The sequence below is a fragment of the Nitrosomonas communis genome, from assembly GCF_900114745.1.
GTDB classification, from domain to species: Bacteria; Pseudomonadota; Gammaproteobacteria; order Burkholderiales; family Nitrosomonadaceae; genus Nitrosomonas; species Nitrosomonas communis_A.
In genome coordinates, this window is record NZ_FOUB01000011.1 from 12,746 (window position 1) to 29,790 (window position 17,045).

General features: G+C 45.8%; 16 protein-coding genes. 7 read left to right on the forward strand and 9 right to left on the reverse strand.

All coding sequences use genetic code 11. From position 1 onward, the window contains the following. Positions 1-17: 17 nt before the first annotated feature. From BM122_RS06265 to BM122_RS06290, 6 genes are all read right to left on the reverse strand, one after another. On the reverse strand, positions 18-392 hold the full coding sequence (locus tag BM122_RS06265) for a thiol-disulfide oxidoreductase DCC family protein (protein ID WP_256211917.1): 375 nt from the start codon (positions 390-392) through the stop codon (positions 18-20). A 117-nt stretch (positions 393-509) separates the two neighbouring features. Then, on the reverse strand, positions 510-1,973 hold the full coding sequence (gene ubiD, locus BM122_RS06270; RefSeq protein ID WP_074904526.1) for a 4-hydroxy-3-polyprenylbenzoate decarboxylase: 1,464 nt from the start codon (positions 1,971-1,973) through the stop codon (positions 510-512). Positions 1,974-2,099: 126 nt separating this feature from the next. Further along, positions 2,100-2,963: a 4-hydroxybenzoate octaprenyltransferase gene (ubiA, locus tag BM122_RS06275; protein ID WP_074904527.1), complete on the reverse strand. Its 864-nt coding sequence runs from the start codon at positions 2,961-2,963 to the stop codon at positions 2,100-2,102. Further along, positions 2,960-3,502 carry a chorismate--pyruvate lyase family protein gene (locus tag BM122_RS06280; RefSeq protein WP_074904528.1) on the reverse strand — a complete coding sequence of 181 codons (543 nt, stop codon included), beginning with the start codon at positions 3,500-3,502 and terminating at the stop codon, positions 2,960-2,962. The genes ubiA and BM122_RS06280 overlap by 4 nt, the downstream gene beginning before the upstream one ends. Before the next feature lie 249 nt (positions 3,503-3,751). After that, complete coding sequence (locus BM122_RS06285) at positions 3,752-4,489, reverse strand: metallophosphoesterase family protein (protein ID WP_074904529.1); 738 nt, start codon at positions 4,487-4,489, stop codon at positions 3,752-3,754. Positions 4,490-4,656: 167 nt separating this feature from the next. Next, positions 4,657-5,553, reverse strand: a complete 897-nt coding sequence (locus tag BM122_RS06290; protein WP_074904530.1) for a Tim44 domain-containing protein — start codon at positions 5,551-5,553, stop codon at positions 4,657-4,659. 336 nt (positions 5,554-5,889) lie between these two features. Here BM122_RS06290 and BM122_RS06295 point away from each other — a divergent pair, with 336 nt between their 5' ends. After that, positions 5,890-6,588, forward strand: coding sequence for an SDR family oxidoreductase (locus tag BM122_RS06295; RefSeq protein ID WP_074904531.1), 699 nt, complete (start codon positions 5,890-5,892; stop codon positions 6,586-6,588). Between the two features lie 183 nt (positions 6,589-6,771). On the opposite strand, the gene gatB is transcribed toward BM122_RS06295, so the two are convergent. From gatB to gatC, 3 genes are all read right to left on the reverse strand, one after another. Further along, positions 6,772-8,211 carry an Asp-tRNA(Asn)/Glu-tRNA(Gln) amidotransferase subunit GatB gene (gene gatB, locus BM122_RS06300; protein WP_074904532.1) on the reverse strand — a complete coding sequence of 480 codons (1,440 nt, stop codon included), beginning with the start codon at positions 8,209-8,211 and terminating at the stop codon, positions 6,772-6,774. 62 nt (positions 8,212-8,273) lie between these two features. Continuing rightward, entirely contained in the window at positions 8,274-9,737 is a 1,464-nt protein-coding gene (gene gatA / locus BM122_RS06305) for an Asp-tRNA(Asn)/Glu-tRNA(Gln) amidotransferase subunit GatA (protein WP_074904533.1), read from the reverse strand. A 59-nt stretch (positions 9,738-9,796) separates the two neighbouring features. Beyond that, positions 9,797-10,084: an Asp-tRNA(Asn)/Glu-tRNA(Gln) amidotransferase subunit GatC gene (gene gatC / locus BM122_RS06310; RefSeq protein WP_074904534.1), complete on the reverse strand. Its 288-nt coding sequence runs from the start codon at positions 10,082-10,084 to the stop codon at positions 9,797-9,799. Positions 10,085-10,221: 137 nt separating this feature from the next. Between gatC and BM122_RS06315 the strand changes: the two genes are divergently transcribed. The 6 genes from BM122_RS06315 (at position 10,222) to BM122_RS25740 (ending at position 17,003) form a co-directional block, all read left to right on the forward strand. Further along, on the forward strand, positions 10,222-11,280 hold the full coding sequence (locus BM122_RS06315; RefSeq protein WP_074904535.1) for a rod shape-determining protein: 1,059 nt from the start codon (positions 10,222-10,224) through the stop codon (positions 11,278-11,280). A gap of 72 nt (positions 11,281-11,352) precedes the next feature. After that, positions 11,353-12,249: a rod shape-determining protein MreC gene (gene mreC, locus BM122_RS06320; protein ID WP_074904536.1), complete on the forward strand. Its 897-nt coding sequence runs from the start codon at positions 11,353-11,355 to the stop codon at positions 12,247-12,249. Next, positions 12,239-12,757, forward strand: coding sequence for a rod shape-determining protein MreD (gene mreD / locus BM122_RS06325; RefSeq protein ID WP_074904537.1), 519 nt, complete (start codon positions 12,239-12,241; stop codon positions 12,755-12,757). Before mreC ends, mreD begins: the two co-directional genes overlap by 11 nt. After that, positions 12,754-14,649: a penicillin-binding protein 2 gene (mrdA, locus tag BM122_RS06330; protein WP_074904538.1), complete on the forward strand. Its 1,896-nt coding sequence runs from the start codon at positions 12,754-12,756 to the stop codon at positions 14,647-14,649. Before mreD ends, mrdA begins: the two co-directional genes overlap by 4 nt. 313 nt (positions 14,650-14,962) lie before the next feature. Next, on the forward strand, positions 14,963-16,066 hold the full coding sequence (gene rodA / locus BM122_RS06335; RefSeq protein WP_074904539.1) for a rod shape-determining protein RodA: 1,104 nt from the start codon (positions 14,963-14,965) through the stop codon (positions 16,064-16,066). Between the two features lie 13 nt (positions 16,067-16,079). Continuing rightward, entirely contained in the window at positions 16,080-17,003 is a 924-nt protein-coding gene (locus BM122_RS25740; protein ID WP_074904540.1) for a septal ring lytic transglycosylase RlpA family protein, read from the forward strand. Positions 17,004-17,045 lie beyond the last annotated feature (42 nt).

Consider the following 17,045-nt stretch of genomic DNA (forward strand, 5'->3'; position numbering starts at 1 on the left):
TACCAATGGTTACTATGCTACCAATGCTTCTTCGCCTTGTTCCATTTATACAACATGGCAGCAAATTGATTGTAAGCAATCCGCCCTAGCTGTTTGATAATAGGCAAACCCAATAGCGCTGCCTTCCATTTCTCACCAGGAGAATGCTGCCAAATGATGAGAAATGCATCGAATCCGATATAAGTTTGACCCTGTTCATCAACGACATGCAATCGCTCGCGCACTTGCTCAATCTCTGAATAGATTTCAGTGGCGAATCCAGGATTCGAATGGATGTCTTTCCATTCGACCGAGCATCCTTCCATCTTGCTTTTCTGATTTTCTATGCCAGCCTTGCACACCGGACAGGCTGAGTTGTAATAAACTTTGATTGGGTTCGTTTCTTTATCCACTGAAAAACTCATATCATTTCCAAATCAAAAATCACGCGAAGACAAGCCGCAGACATTATTAATAATACGATAAGGTAAAGCCGGCAAAGGCAGTTTTGATTTAAAAAAGGAATTATTTCAAAAAGGCAACTCACTCCAGAGCTGATCAATACGCATTTTGACCGCAGCATCCATTTCGATCGGTCTGCCCCATTCGCGTGTCGTCTCTCCCGCCCATTTGTTAGTGGCATCCAATCCCATCTTACCACCCAGACCAGAGACGGGGCTAGCAAAATCCAGATAATCGATCGGGGTATTTTCCACAATCAAGGTATCCCGCGCGGGATCAACGCGTGTCGTAATCGCCCAGATGACTTCTTTCCAATCACGGATATCGATATCGTCATCCGTGACAATAATGAACTTGGTATACATGAACTGCCGCAAGAAACTCCATACCCCAAACATTACCCGTTTGGCGTGTCCGGGGTATTGTTTTTTCATGCTGACTACCGCCATGCGATAGGAACAACCCTCTGGCGGCAAATAAAAATCAACAATTTCAGTAAATTGCTTCTGCAGCAAAGGCACAAACACCTCGTTTAGCGCGACACCCAGAATAGCCGGCTCATCAGGCGGCTTGCCAGTATAGGTGGAATGATAAATCGGATTGCGGCGCATGGTAATGCGTTCGATGGTGAAAACCGGAAAAGTTTCCTGCTCATTATAATAACCGGTGTGGTCGCCATAGGGCCCTTCAATCGCGGTCTCATCAGGATAAATAAACCCTTCCAGCACAATTTCTGCGCTGGCTGGCACTTGCAAATCATGGCTTAAGCATTTGACGACTTCCGTTTTGGCACCACGCAATAATCCAGCAAATTGATATTCACTGAGACTATCAGGCACGGGAGTAACGGCTCCAAGGATGGTTGCTGGATCAGCCCCCAGGGCGACTGCCACAGGATAGGGTTGGCCGGGATTGACCATACAAAAATCACGATAATCCAGCGCTCCCCCCCGGTGAGCAAGCCAGCGCATGATGACTTTATTGGGTGCAATAACTTGTTGCCGGTAAATACCAAGATTTTGCCGCGCTTTATGCGGGCCGCGCGTCACGGTAAGTCCCCAGGTAATCAATGGAGCGATATCTCCTGGCCAGCATGTCTGGATGGGTAATTTAGCCAAATCAATTGCCTGCCCTTCCCAGATGACCTCCTGGCATACGGCACTGGACACCACCTTGGGTGTCATGTTGAGTACCTGCTTCAGTACTGGCAACTTTTCCCACGCATCCCTCAGACCTTTGGGGGGATCAGGCTCTTTAAGATAAGCCAACAATTTGCCCACTTCCCGCAACGCCGTAACCGATTCCTGCCCCATTCCCAAAGCGACACGCTCAGGCGTGCCAAACAAGTTGCCCAATACTGGAATACTCTGCCCTTTCGGTTTCTCGAACAGCACGGCAGGACCCGCTTTTTTGAGTAACCGGTCACAAATTTCGGTCATTTCAAGAAAAGGGTCAACCTCGGCCCTTACTCGTTTCAGTTCTCCTCGGGTTTCCAATTGTGCGAGAAAATCACGCAGATCTTTGTATTTCATCGATATCAAAACCTTGAAAGTTTTCTGTTATTCCATTTCCAAATCAAAAATAACGCGCAGGCGAGCCGCAGGCAGTATCCATCATACGGCAAGGTGAAGCCGACAAAGTCAAGTTGAATTTAAAAATCAGATGAGCAAGGAATCCAGTGTAATCCCAGCAAATACCGTCGCACCCACCCAGTTATTATGCAGAAAAGCCTTGAAACAATTAGCAGGGTTGCGTTTACGAATCAGAAAGTACTGATACACCACCAAGCCCAATACCGCTGCCAATGAGAGATAATAAGGAACACCTCGTTGCAACAGCCAACCTACATAAACCATCATACCCAGAAAGATGGCATGACACAGCATGATACCCGTTATATCAAAACGCCCGAGCGTAATTGCGGATGTTTTGATGCCAATTTTGAGATCATCCATTCTGTCGACCATGGCATATTCGGTATCATAGGCAATGACCCAGCATAAGTTGGCAAATAATAATAGCCAGATGATGGCAGGCAGTTCACCCGTTTGCGCAGCAAATGCCATGGGTATGCCAAAACTGAAGGCAATACCCAAATACGCTTGCGGCATGATAAAGAAGCGTTTGGTAAAAGGATAAGTTCCAGCCAGAAACAATGCTCCTACGGAAAGCAGCAATGTCAATTGATTCAGTGGCAATACCAGTAAAAATGCGCAAGAACTCAACCCTGCAGCCAGCAACACGGCCTCTTTAGGGGTAACCATGCCGGCCGCCAGAGGGCGGTTTTTGGTACGCTCAACATGAGGATCAATACGACGATCAGCGAAGTCATTGATCGCACAACCGGCTGAGCGCATCAAGATAGTACCCATAACGAAAATAACCAGAATCATCAGATCAGGCAGACCTTCGGCCGCCAGCCACAACCCCCACAAGGTAGGCCATAATAGCAACAAGATGCCGATGGGCTTATCCAGTCTTATCAGTTTTGCGTAGGCAATAAGCCGCTCTTTATTCATCATATTTTTAATCTCAGAATAGCTGGCAAAAAGACTTCAGTTACCAGTATGGGTTGCTCCTGTAATAAAAATAAGGAACGTCGCGCCCATAAACTAGGCGGTGGAGTCTGCAAACGCTGGCAGGCTCGTTTAAAAAGTGGATGATGAGTATTCAGTTGTTTATAACCAAATTCAGCGCGTTTGATCATCGGATTGGTAAATAACAAGGTGCCTAAAGATCGATTACCCAAGCGACTCAACCCACGCCATGCACCATTCAGGTGTTTTCTCGCTACCACTGAATGGGCAAATACTACAGGGGTATCGTTACAGTAAAGATACACTTCACGCACTAAAGCCAATTCACTGTTACGCAAATTCATCATAGCCAATTCATCGATGCAAGCAGGCGCAAGCGATTGAAAGACCGGATCAACCAAAAACCTGCTACAACGTTGCTGTATCAACTGTGTCAGTGAATCTCGATGCAATAACCACCAACGAATGTTAACTGCCGCATTGACAGGAACAGGATGCCACGTTAGTGGCTGGTTAGCACTCATGAAGCAAAATGATAAAAGCTGAGATTATAAAGCAGACATAGATGAATGAGGTTAACTTTATTTAAAAGCAATATCAATCTATTTGCGATCAGGATTCTCAGGCCAATGTATCGGTCCACAGACGCGCTTATTTATTCTATTTCCAAATCAAACATGACGCGAAGGCGAGCCGCATATCGTATCAATCATACGGCAAGGATAAACCGACAAAGGCCGACAATGTCAGTTTTAATTTAGAAATGGAATTATTTAGGACATATAGCCTGTTGCAAGCGCCTGTGCCCAATCATCATAGCGGCGTGAATGTGCCAATTTGACCATAGCGTCATAATCATAAGGCACCGTGATAAGGGACGCTATCCAGCGGCTCTTAATGCGCTCCAGAATGGCGTAATGCGCATCTGGTGAGCCCGTTTCAATCACATGAAAATAAGGCGTGGCATCATCATAAGCTGGCAAACCAACACTACCCGGATTAACGACGAGCTGGCCAGAGGAAGCCCGAATTGCCCGCGGCTTGTGAGTATGCCCACACAAAACCAGCTTTGCCAGCGTTGTTCCAAGACGTACGTCTACTTCTTTACGCGTTGCCATACGTGCGCCATGGGCCTCGACAGTTTCTAGAAAATAGGTCAAATCACTCGCGGGTGTACCGTGACACAGCAAAACATCTGTATCGAAATCTGCTTTAGGCGGAAGGGATTTGAGCCAGGTAAGCTCTTTCGTCGTTAATTGGTAATAGGCTAATTCATCCACATCGGTGCATTGCTCAGTTCCATATGCGAGAAGTTGGCGATCATGGTTGCCTGAGATATGTATCCAATCCTGCGCCATTAAATATTGTGCTGTTTCCAATGGCAGCAACGGGCCTGACAAGTTGTCACCGAGATTGATTACGGCATCGACTCCGCTCTGTTTGAAATGAGCAACCACCGCTTCCAGTGCGGGTAAATTACCATGGATATCTGATACAACAGCGATTCTCATAGCAAGCCTCCGCTTAAATAATGTAGATAACGTCAATCTTAAGAGGTTAACGTTATCTACAATGAACAACCTCGCCTACTCTAACATGAGATAGGCGAGGTATGAACTGTCCAGGTCCCGGCCAGCACACAGCTATCGGGATGGGCAGCCAATTCATTTACGACCTTTTACGAAGGTTGTTGAATGCCCGTCAATAACCAGGCTGAATGCTGACCCTTGAGATCTTTCTGCACGTGCCAAATTTCATCAAATGCTTCTGGTAGTGCATCGGGTGATTCACGCATTTGTCCATTAAAGCGCACGCTGGCAATAGCCATATCATCATTGGTCACTGTTACATCCAGTAAGTTGGCCTCAATGAAGAGCACTTCTGTTTTATGAGGCTTGTCACCACTTTCTTTAATTTGCGCACCAAGCTCAGCAAGCATTTCAGGTGTAGTATATTCCCGAATTTCATCCAAATTATGTGCCCCATAGGCTTCCTGCAAGTGAATAAACGAAAGTTTAGCATTACGCAAGAACGGCTCTACTTCGAAATCTGCAGGAATACTATTTGTCACACCGGTGCTATTTGTAGTAGCCGAATCCGTTTGCCCCGTAGCTGAAGGTGGCACCGAGGTTGAGGGAGTCGGGGTGAACATACTGCCAGCGCGATCTGTCCCGGCACCTGAAAACTGCATTGGACGAGACTCCTGATTAGCTTTAGGTTTACGCATCATGCGGATAATAAAGAATATCACCGCAGCCAGTACCAGCAGCACCAAGATATCCGCCATATTGATATTCTCAAAAGCTCCCCCCATGAACAGAGCTGCCAATAAACCACCCGCAGCTAACCCGGCTAATGCTCCGCCCCATTTGCTGGCGCCACCTGCTGCACCAGCAGAGGCCGGTGCTGCTGATTGAGATTGCGCTGGTTTTGGAGTAGCCTGTTGATTGATGGAATCGCGTTGTTGCCCGATACTTTTACCGCCACCCATCCGCTTTGCCGCCTCAGCGTCGCCAAAAGGGAGCAAGGTAAAAGTAAACATGGCTAAAGTCAGAAGTGTCAGTATTTTCTTCATAATTATCTCCAAAAGTACTGTTAAAAAATAAGTATAACATTATCATTCGATTGTAGTGACTACTTGGAATTCACTCTTAACAATTTATTTTGCACTGCTTAATTTTGTAAAATGATTCATAGCCTGCTGCACTATCGCAATTTTGAATCAAGTAGAGGGCACCTCTAAAAATTCAGAGTTTTAAATAAGACGAGGCGAGAGCAAAAAATGTTGACGCAGCCTATAATTGATAGGTAAGGAAACATTTTTTTGTGAACAACGACGTATTGTAACGAAATATGGATTTTTAGAAGTGCCCTAGAATATTTATTTACAAGATGAAGGAGTAATCACAATATGGCCACCACCCTGATTACCGGTACAAATCGCGGAATTGGATTAGAATATGTCCGTCAATATGCACAGGATGGCTGGCAGGTCATAGCCTGTTGCCGCCAGCCGGCAAAAGCGGAAAATCTTAATCGACTTGCCATCCAATACCCGGATCACATCAGAATTTATGCCCTTGATGTGGCAGATCATCAGCAAATTGATCAATTATCCACCAAGTTAGCTAACGAAACCATTGATCTACTAATCAATAATGCCGGAGTTTATCCACCTTCTGATGATGGCGGATTCGGTAGTATCGACTACACGGCATGGATTAAAACCTTCCACATCAATACCCTGGCACCACTCAAAATGGCAGAAGCTTTTATCAATCAAATAAGCAACAGTAAGCTAAAAACCATTGCTACCATTACCAGTAAAATGGGAAGCATTGCTGACAATCAACGTGGCGGGAGCTATATCTATCGCTCGAGCAAAGCAGCAATCAATATGGTTGCCAAGAGTCTTGCCATAGATTTGAAAGCTCGTAACATCATTTCAGTACTATTACACCCGGGGTGGGTAAAAACCGATATGGGCGGACCCGATGCACTCATTTCAACGGAACAAAGCGTGACAGGCATGCGCCGGGTACTGAAGGAAATGACAATGGCAGATTCAGGGAAATTCTTTGCCTATGATGGACAACTGATCCCATGGTAACCACTGAATGGGATAAGGATCAAATAAACGAAATGGAATTTACCGCCTTGTCCTATTCATCTCTCATTCCATTTTCAAATCAAAAATGACGCGAAGGCGAGCCGCAGACAGAATTAATCATACGGCAAGGAAAAGCCAGCAAAGTCAGAGTTGAGGAGAAATGGAACGACGTAATCGTGAAATTTACTCCAGCAACTTTTTCTTGAGTATCGTATTAACCTGAGCAGGATTCGCTTTCCCCTTGGTTACTTTCATGACTTGCCCAACAAGCGAGTTAAAAGCTTTCTCTTTACCACTACGATAATCTGCCACTTGTTGTGGATTAGCCGCAAGCACCTCATCGATCAGCTTTTCGATTTCATTATCATCGGAAATCTGCTTAAGTCCTTTGGCAGCAATGATGGCATCAGCGCTGCTCCCATGCTCACCCTGCCACATACTATCGAAGACATCCTTGGCGCTCTTGCCAGAGATGGTGCCATCACTGATACGTGCAAGTAATTCCGCCAGTTGCGCTGGGCTAACCGGACAATGCGTTATCTCGATATTCTCTTTATTGAGTCTGCCACTGACTTCACCCATGATCCAGTTGGCACAAAGTTTAGCCTGGGCGGGCAATTGCTTGACCGTATTTTCAAAATAATCAGCGATTTCTCTCGTTGCAGTCAGCACGTTCGCATCATAGCCGGAAAGCCCAAAATCCTCGATATATCGATTATGTCTCGCTTCTGGCAACTCTGGCAGCATTGCCTTGACCTGCTCAATCCATTCTTTGGAAATATTCAACGGTAATAAGTCAGGATCAGGAAAATAACGATAATCATGCGCTTCTTCCTTGCTGCGCATGGTTCGGGTTTCATCCCGATTAGCATCATACAGTCGTGTTTCTTGTCTGATGTTGCCGCCATCCTCCAGGATTTCAATCTGCCGCCTGGCTTCAAAATCAATTGCTTTTTCGAGGAAACGAAACGAATTGAGATTCTTAATTTCACAGCGGGTACCGAGCTTTTCTGTGCCATGCGGCCGGACAGAGACGTTAGCGTCACAACGAAATGATCCCTCCTGCATGTTGCCATCACAAATCCCGATCCAGCGCACCAGCGTATGCAATGCTTTTGCATACGCAGCTGCTTCTGCACTACTACGCATATCCGGTTCAGAAACAATTTCCAGCAAGGGGGTACCGGCACGATTCAGATCAATCCCACTCATCCCATGAAAATCTTCATGCAAGGATTTTCCAGCATCTTCTTCCAGGTGTGCACGGGTCAACCGTATGGTTTTTTCAATATCTTCCACTTGGATATTGATATGCCCACCCTGTACTACAGGCAGCTCAAATTGGCTGATTTGATAGCCTTTGGGTAAATCCGGATAAAAATAGTTTTTACGCGCAAAAATGGAAGGTGAATTAATCGTTGCCCCAACCGCCAGGCCGAATTTAATCGCGCGCTCGACTGCACTATAATTCAATACGGGTAATACACCCGGCAATGCGATATCGATGCCACATGCCTGGGTATTAGGTTGTGCTCCATAGGCGGTGGAAGCGCCTGAGAATATTTTCGATCGTGTCGAGAGTTGAGCGTGTATCTCAAGGCCGATAACAATTTCCCATTGCATGTTCTAAAAACCTTTTTTTCTCTTATTTTTGGAAAAGCCGGTAAATCATGAATAATAATTAATTATGCTTCAGGCAGGCGGGCAGGTGCGCGCAAATGCCAGTCTGTCACTTGCTGATATTGGTGCGCAATGTTTAACATCTGAGCTTCTCTGAAATAATTACCCACGATATGCAGCCCCACTGGTCTGTTCTTATCTCCCAACCCGACAGGAATTGACATAGCGGGTAAGCCGGCCAAATTTGCGGCACTGGTGTAAATATCCGATAAATACATTTGTAATGGATCGCCGCTTTTTTCTCCAAGATTGAATGCCACAGCGGGCGAAGTCGGTCCCATGATGACATCACATTGCTTAAACGCTTCAGTAAAATCACTTGCAATCAAACGTCGCAGTTTTTGTGCCTGTAGATAATAGGCATCGTAATAACCATGAGAAAGCACGTAAGTACCAATCAGGATACGGCGTTTGACTTCTGCGCCAAAACCTTGGGCCCGAGTTTTCTTATACATATCCTCGAGATCAGTATAGTCGGAAGCCCGATAACCATAACGTACTCCATCAAAGCGAGAAAGATTACTGGATGCCTCGGCCGGCGCCAAAACATAATAAACTGGAATGGAAAGCTGGGTATTAGGCAGAGAAATCTCAACTGTCGTAGCCCCTAGTTTACGAAACTCCGCAATAGCGGCTTCTACCGCATTTGCCACATCCTGACTCACGCCTTGAGCAAAGTACTCCTTGGGTAATCCGATACGTAGCTGCTCAAGTGGCTTGTCCAAGTCACGCGCATAATCTTCGGGTTCACGCTGCAGACTGGTCGAATCACGCGCATCGAACCCTATCATTACATTCAACAACAGTGCCAGATCTTCAGCCGATTTAGCCATCGGCCCACCCTGATCCAAACTGGAAGCAAATGCGATCATGCCATAGCGGGAAACTAATCCATAGGTGGGTTTGATACCCGAGATACCGCATAATGCTGCTGGTTGGCGTATGGAGCCACCCGTATCCGTCGCCGTCGCGGCAGGAGCCATACGCGCGGCTACTGCGCATGCAGATCCGCCAGAACTACCGCCAGGTACGGCCAGGGGATCCCACGGATTTTTGACCGGCCCATAATAGGAGGTTTCATTACTTGATCCCATCGCGAATTCGTCCATATTGGTCTTGCCGATATTGACTGCGCCGACTTGATTGAAGCGCTCGATAACCGTCGCATCATAGGGAGAAATAAAATTAGAGAGCATTTTCGACCCACAAGTCGTCAACCACCCTTTGGCACAGAAAATATCTTTTTGTGCAACAGGAATCCCTGTGAGAGGGTGAGTCTGACCTGATGCAATCATTTTGTCTGCAACTTGCGCCTGAGCAAAGCTCATCTCTTCATTAATGGTAATAAAAGCATTTAATTCTGGATTAAGTGTCTTAATGTGTTTAAGAAACACTTCAGTCAGCTCGACGCTAGAAATCTTTTTTTCCAAAAGCTGTGCGGCGAGCTGCTTGAGACTAGCATTCAACATAGGAATTCAGGAAGGAGAATCACAAAAATTAATTGAAGAGAGATAACATGCTTAAATTTTTACTCGATTACTTTAGGAACCAAATAAAGACTGGCTTCTACCTGTGGTGCAATCGATTGAAATAGAATGTGTTGATCCGATTCTGTAACGACATCTTCACGCAACCGTTGTATCATATCCTGCGCATGACTCATTGGTTCAATATGAGATGTATCGACAGCCTGCATCTGTTCGATCAAGCTAAAAATACCCGATAATTGTATAAGTACTTGTTGTGATTCTTCTTCACTAATTTCAATACGAGCAAGATTGGCTACACGTTTTACATCATCTACTGATAAGGTCATTTGCTGTCATGAGCTTTATGTTCAAACAGGTAATAGAGTATCATGACACGCCTGATGAGCACATACTTTTTGTACATCCACATTGCTTAAACCACTTCTTTTTCTGAATTTGTCATCATTAATGGAATTTCGCCATCATGTTTAACCTCCTGAACAATAACTTTCTTGGAAACTATTTCTCTACGGATATGGCAGTTGATCTAGGCACAGCCAATACACTGATCCATGTTCGCGGTCATGGTATCGTATTAAATGAACCCTCCGTTGTGGCCATTAGACAAGAAGGATCCAGCGGCAAGAAAGTAATCCAACAAGTTGGACTTGCCGCCAAGCAAATGCTTGGGCGAACTCCTGGCAACATTACTGCCATTCGCCCAATGAAGGACGGTGTTATTGCTGATTTCACCGTAACGGAACAGATGCTGAAACAGTTCATTAGAAAGGTAAATCCTCCTCGCCTGTTTTCTGCTAATCCACGCATTGTTATTTCTGTTCCCTGTGGTTCAACTCAAGTAGAGCGACGCGCCATTCGTGAGGCTGCTTTTGGCGCAGGCGCACGTAAAGTGGAGCTCATAGAAGAACCGATGGCTGCGGCAATTGGAGCCGATCTACCCGTTGAAACACCCACAGGTTCCATGGTGGTTGACATAGGCGGCGGTACCACTGAAGTTGCAGTGATTTCTCTGGGAGGAATTGTTTATTCAAACTCAGTCCGTGTCGGAGGTGATAAATTTGATGAAGCCATCATCAATTATATTCGCCGTAATTACGGCATGATGATAGGTGAAGCCACTGCCGAGATCGTCAAGACACAGATTGGTTCAGCTTATCCAGGATCAGAAGTTCGCGAAATCGAAGTCAAAGGACGTAATCTGGCAGAAGGTATTCCACGCAGTTTTACGATTTCCAGTAATGAGATTCTGGAAGCATTGGCTGAACCATTGAATAATATTGTCAGTGCAGTTAAAACTGCCCTGGAGCATACGCCACCGGAGTTAGGCGCTGACATTGCTGAAATGGGGATGGTTATGACAGGAGGCGGAGCATTATTGCGTGATATTGATCGTCTTTTGATGGAAGAAACGGGGTTATCCGTCATTATTGCAGATGATCCGCTCACCTGTGTCGTACGGGGCGCTGGCATTGCACTTGGAAATATCGATCGCTCCATAGGAATTTTCGCGCGCGAATTTTAATCTTGTTTCAATTTCTTATCATGGGTTATTGAATAGATAATCCAGCATTGAAGTTCTACAATTTAAAATCTGATGGAGACGGTTCCACAATTTTTCAGGGCTGGCCCGAGTCCGCAAGTACGCTTATTTTTTTTTGCATTGTTATCCATTCTCTTGATGGTAATGGATGCTCGCTTTAGTTCCTTTTCTGGCATGCGCCAGACTGTGGGCATGATCATTTATCCTCTGCAACGGCTCGCCTATATTCCCGCGACTTTATTAGACCAGGCAGAAGAGCTAATCAATGATTTTCACCTCACGAAAGAAATTGCTAATCTCAGAGAGCAATATTTCTTACATCAACAAAAACTCTTCCGCTTACAGATGCTGGAAGAAGAAAATGCCCAATTGCGGAAATTGCTGGGCGCAGCTCAGCAAACAGAAATCAAAGCGATTATGGCGGAAATTTTGTATGTACCACGCGACCCCTTTAACCGCAAAGTCACCCTTAACAAGGGAAACTCGAGTGAAATAAAAGCAGGCCAAGTTGTAGTCGATGATCAAGGAGTGATCGGGCAAATCACGCAGGTTCACCCTTTTTTATCCGAAGTCACGCTGATCACGGATAAAGGTCATTCTGTTCCGGTACAAGTTGCCCGTAACGGCTTGCGCTCAGTCATTTCGGGTGCCGGGAAAAATAATGAGTTAGAGCTACGCTATTTATCGGTTAACGCAGATATCGAAAAAGGCGACCTGCTTGTCACCTCTGGCATCGGAGGCGTCTATCCACCGGGCTTGCCTGTCGCACGCGTAGAAAATATTGAGCATGATCGTTCACAAGATTTTGCAGTCATTATGTGCACACCTATTGCAGGCGTGAATAGAAACAGACATGTATTAATTCTTTCCTTGACAGCGCCTATACCAGAGCATCCTGAAGAAGAACCCAAGCATACCACTCAACAAGAAAGGAGAAGCCGTGCCCGATGATTACTTTGATCAGGAGCTTCCCCTAGAGGCAAAAAGCAGCTTCATTTTTCTCAGCCTGTTGCTTGCGCTCTTGTTCAATCTGTTACCCCTCCAAGGATTTATCCTGCTGCTTCAACCCGATTTTGTTGCGATGACGTTACTCTATTGGAGCATTCATTACCCGCAGCGCATCGGAATGACTCTGGCTTTTATGGCGGGTTTAGTAATGGATGTAAGCAATAGCAGCATTCTAGGTCAGCATGCCTTGGCTTATTGCGTGATCACATTCTTTGGCATGATATTGCATCGGCGTCTGCGATTATTCAATAGCTTTCAACAAGCCCCGCAAATTTTCTGGATATTGCTCATCGCTCAATTTGCTATATTTCTGACGGGCTTGCTGGGAGGAACTTATTTCCCAGACTGGTATTACTTTTTTCCTAGCGCTACCGGTGCATTATTGTGGCCGGTTATTTCATTCTTGCTGGGCATTCCTCAAAAACCGAAGAGGGATCCTAACGAACTATGAATTATGTCGTAGAGCTTCGTAATCACTTGCTTGAATTACGAGATTTCCACATCAGACTTGCGATCACTGCGGGTTTTGTCATGCTGTTATTTTGCCTACTGCTTACTCGTTTCTTTTATCTGCAGGTACTCCGAAGCGAGCATTACACCACCCTGGCAGAAGCCAATCGCATCTCCATCATGCCGATTGTTCCCAACAGGGGGCTTATCTTTGATCGCAATGGGGAAATACTCGCACAGAATCATACGACTTATGCCTTGGAAATTATACCCAATCAAGTTCCCAATCTGGAATCGACCCTAGATGAATTGGCAACGGTGATTGAAATTTCACCGGAAGATCGCCGACGATTTAACAAACTAAGGCGCGAAAGCACGCGCTTTAGTAGTTTACCCATTCGAATGCGTTTATCAGATGTTGAAGTAGCCAGCTTTGCCGCAAATCGTTACCGGTTTCCTGGAATGGAAATCAAAGCACGACTACTTCGCCATTATCCTCACGCTGAACTGTTATCCCATGTGATAGGCTACATTGGCCGTATCAGTGATAAAGATCTTGAACAGCTCGAAAACAATAATGCGCTTGAAAACTATCGTGGCTCCCTGCATATTGGGAGAATAGGCATTGAGCAAAGCTATGAGAAAGAATTACACGGAATAACCGGATTTGAGCAAGTCGAAACCGATGCAGCGGGTCGGCACGTACGAACCTTATCCCGCACTCCTCCCGTGGCCGGGAATGATTTAACCCTTTCCCTTGATCTTAAATTACAGCAAGCAGCAGAAAGCGCGTTTGGTGATTATCGGGGTGCCTTGGTAGCGATGGATCCGAGGAATGGTGAAATCCTCGCCTTTGTCAGTAAACCAGGCTTTGATCCCAATCTGTTTATTGATGGGATTGATCATGTGAACTGGCGCCTACTCAATGAATCCATAGACAAACCGCTCAATAATCGTGCACTCAGAGGCGTTTATCCCCCTGGCTCCACCTTTAAGCCTTTCATGGCCCTGGCTGGCTTAGAATTAGGCAAGCGTACAGCCGATTATTCGATTAATGATCCAGGTTATTTTAGCCTGCCTGGCAGTTCCCATCGATTTAGGGATTGGAGGCCGAACGGGCATGGCAGAGTCAATTTACACAAATCGCTGGTGATTTCCTGCGATACCTACTATTACACCCTGGCAAATGATCTGGGAATCAATAATATTTTCAATTTTATCGGTCAATTTGGATTTGGCAGGAAAACCGAAATCGATATTCCAGGTGAAGTTACTGGCTTACTCCCCTCTTCCGATTGGAAGAAGAAACGTTTTAACCAAAACTGGTTTCCTGGCGACACGATTTCCGTTGGAATCGGCCAAGGCTATAATTTAGCTACCCCGGTTCAACTGACTTTCGCCACCATGCTTCTCGCCAACAATGGCATAGCCTATCGTCCACATTTTGTTAAACAGATTCAAGATAATAAGGTGGGCCACTTGCATGAGAATAAACCCAGTCAGATGTATACGCTTAAATTAAAAAAAGAGAATGTGGCACGCGTCAGAAATGCACTGGTCGATGTCACTCGCCCGGGTGGAACGGCAGCAAAAGCAGGAGCGAATGCAGATTATACTTTTGCCGGCAAAACAGGCACTTCACAAGTGATCAATATTAAGCAAGGCGAACGTTACGTTGCCAGCAAGATACAGGAACGCCATCGTGATCATGCACTCTTTATCGCTTACGCACCAGCAGAAGATCCCCAAATTGCGCTGACGGTATTGGTGGAAAATGGCGGCTCGGGTGGTTCAACTGCGGCCCCCATTGCACGAGAGGTTTTGGATTATTTCCTTCTCGGAAAAACACCTGAACCGATGCTTGCTGAAAAAGCAAATAATCGAGCGCATTAACAAAGTAACCAACGATCCATTCCATTCCCAAATCAAAGGTGAAGCCGATAAAGTGAGTTTTAATTTAGAAATGGAATTAAAAACCGTAGTTGATCAGTTGACGGGTAAACTAAATTCATGACCTACAGAACCATTCTCGAACTTTTCTTATACACTAGAATAGTTAGGTCGCTACAAGATGCATCGTATGGCGCTTTGGGTGTAAATGCAACGTTGCTCTCCGTTACAGGGGCCAGCCCTGCCCCTCATCGTGCCTGGCCTTGTATCTGGATTACCACACACTCAGCCCCGTCCAACTACGGTTTTTAGCATAATGATTGAATTCAAGCGTTTATGGCATTATTTCACACGCTACATCGATAATTTTCTGCTAGCCGGCCTCTTCCTATTGATGCTGGTCGGATTGGTCGTGCTCTATAGCGCGAGTGGTGGAAATTTCGGCCGGGTTAGCGGCCAGATATTAAATATGGTCGTGGCGCTGATAATTATGTGGTTAGTAGCCAATATTCCGCTTCAGCAGATAATGCGCCTTGCCTTACCCTTGTACATAGTAGGGATCATTCTCTTGATTGGCGTGGCATTCTTTGGTGAGATCCAAAATGGAGCACGGCGCTGGCTAAACTTGGGAATCACTCGGATACAGCCTTCCGAAATGTTAAAGATTGCTGTCCCTCTCATGATGGCCTGGTATTTTGATAAAACGGAAATAACCCTACGCTTACGTGATTATGCGGGTGCTGCTTTAATTTTATTATTACCCGTGCTTCTGATTGCCCGTCAACCTGATTTGGGCACTGCCTTACTGATTACAGCAAGTGGCTTTTATGTGCTCTATTTTGCGGGTTTATCCTGGCGAGTCATGGCTGGTTTGCTCGTTACCGCTGGCGGCATACTGCCGCTCTTCTGGTCATTTGCGATGCATGACTATCAGCGTAGGCGCGTGTTGACCATGCTCGATCCTTCTCAAGATCCGTTGGGTGCTGGCTATCATATTATTCAGTCCAGCATTGCTATTGGCTCCGGAGGAGTAGCGGGCAAAGGGTGGCAAAACGGGACACAATCCCAGCTGGACTTTTTACCTGAGCAAAGTACCGATTTTATTTTCGCAGTATTCTCAGAGGAATTTGGTTTAATCGGGAATGGTTTGTTATTATTGCTATACTTGGTAATCATCGGGCGTTGTTTAATCATCACAGCCAATGCACCGACACAGTTTACCCGCCTCGTGGCTGGTTCGATCACATTGACTTTCTTTACCTATGTATTCGTCAATATGGGAATGGTCAGTGGCATCCTGCCAGTGGTAGGAATACCCCTTCCATTGATCAGCTATGGAGGCACCTCGCTGGTAACGATGTTATTGGGTTTTGGTATTTTGATGAGTATACAAACCCACCCTAAACTGGTAAAAACATAAGGATGGTATACCTATGCTGACAAGGACACTTCATTCTTTTTCTCATCGCTGGATAGCTGGTTCTACTACGCTCATATTCATCATTGCCCTGATTATACTGGCTGGTTGTAGCCACGCGCCGCAACATGCCGGGGCACGAGATAAAAGCTCTGCTAGTTCATCCACTTTCTTTGCCAGGATCAAAGGAGGGGGCTATTATCTGGATGACGGTCCGCCTGACAATCCACCCGCCAACCTTGAGGCTATTCCAGATGCTATCCCCCGCCTCGAACCCCTAAGGTCGGCCAACATGCGTCCTTATGATGCCTTGGGGCAAACATTTACCCCTATGACATCCCTTACGCCTTATACTAAGCAAGGTATTGCCTCGTGGTATGGACGTCGTTACCATGGCAAACAAACTGCTTCCGGAGAAGTGTACGACATGTTTGCCATGACAGCTGCCCATCCGACTTTACCCATTCCCAGCTATGCGCGTGTGACCAACCTCAAAAATGGCAAATCAGTCGTGGTACGCATTAATGATCGCGGGCCTTTTCTTGCTAATCGAGTGATTGATCTTTCCTATACTGCAGCGTATAAACTGGATGTACTCGCAAAAGGAAGTGCTCAAGTTAAAGTTGAAACGATTATTCCAGGAGTGGCATCATCTCCTCAGAGCGAGAAAGTCGCGTCTATCTCACCGCCTGGTACCCAGAATCCTCAAATCTATTTACAGCTGGGTGCATTTGGTTCTGCCAGCAATGCGCACAATTTTCTTTCACAGATACGATCGGAGTTACCCTCGCTCACTCATCAAACTGATATTACCAATGAAGATGGGCTATACAAGATCCGGACAGGTCCTTACTCCAATGAGCTCTCCGCTAAAAAAAGTGCTGATGAAATCGCACAGCGTATTGCGGTTAAACCGATATTGATGGTCGCTAACCGATAATTATTCCAATTCCAAATCAAAAATGACGCGAAGGCGAAACCG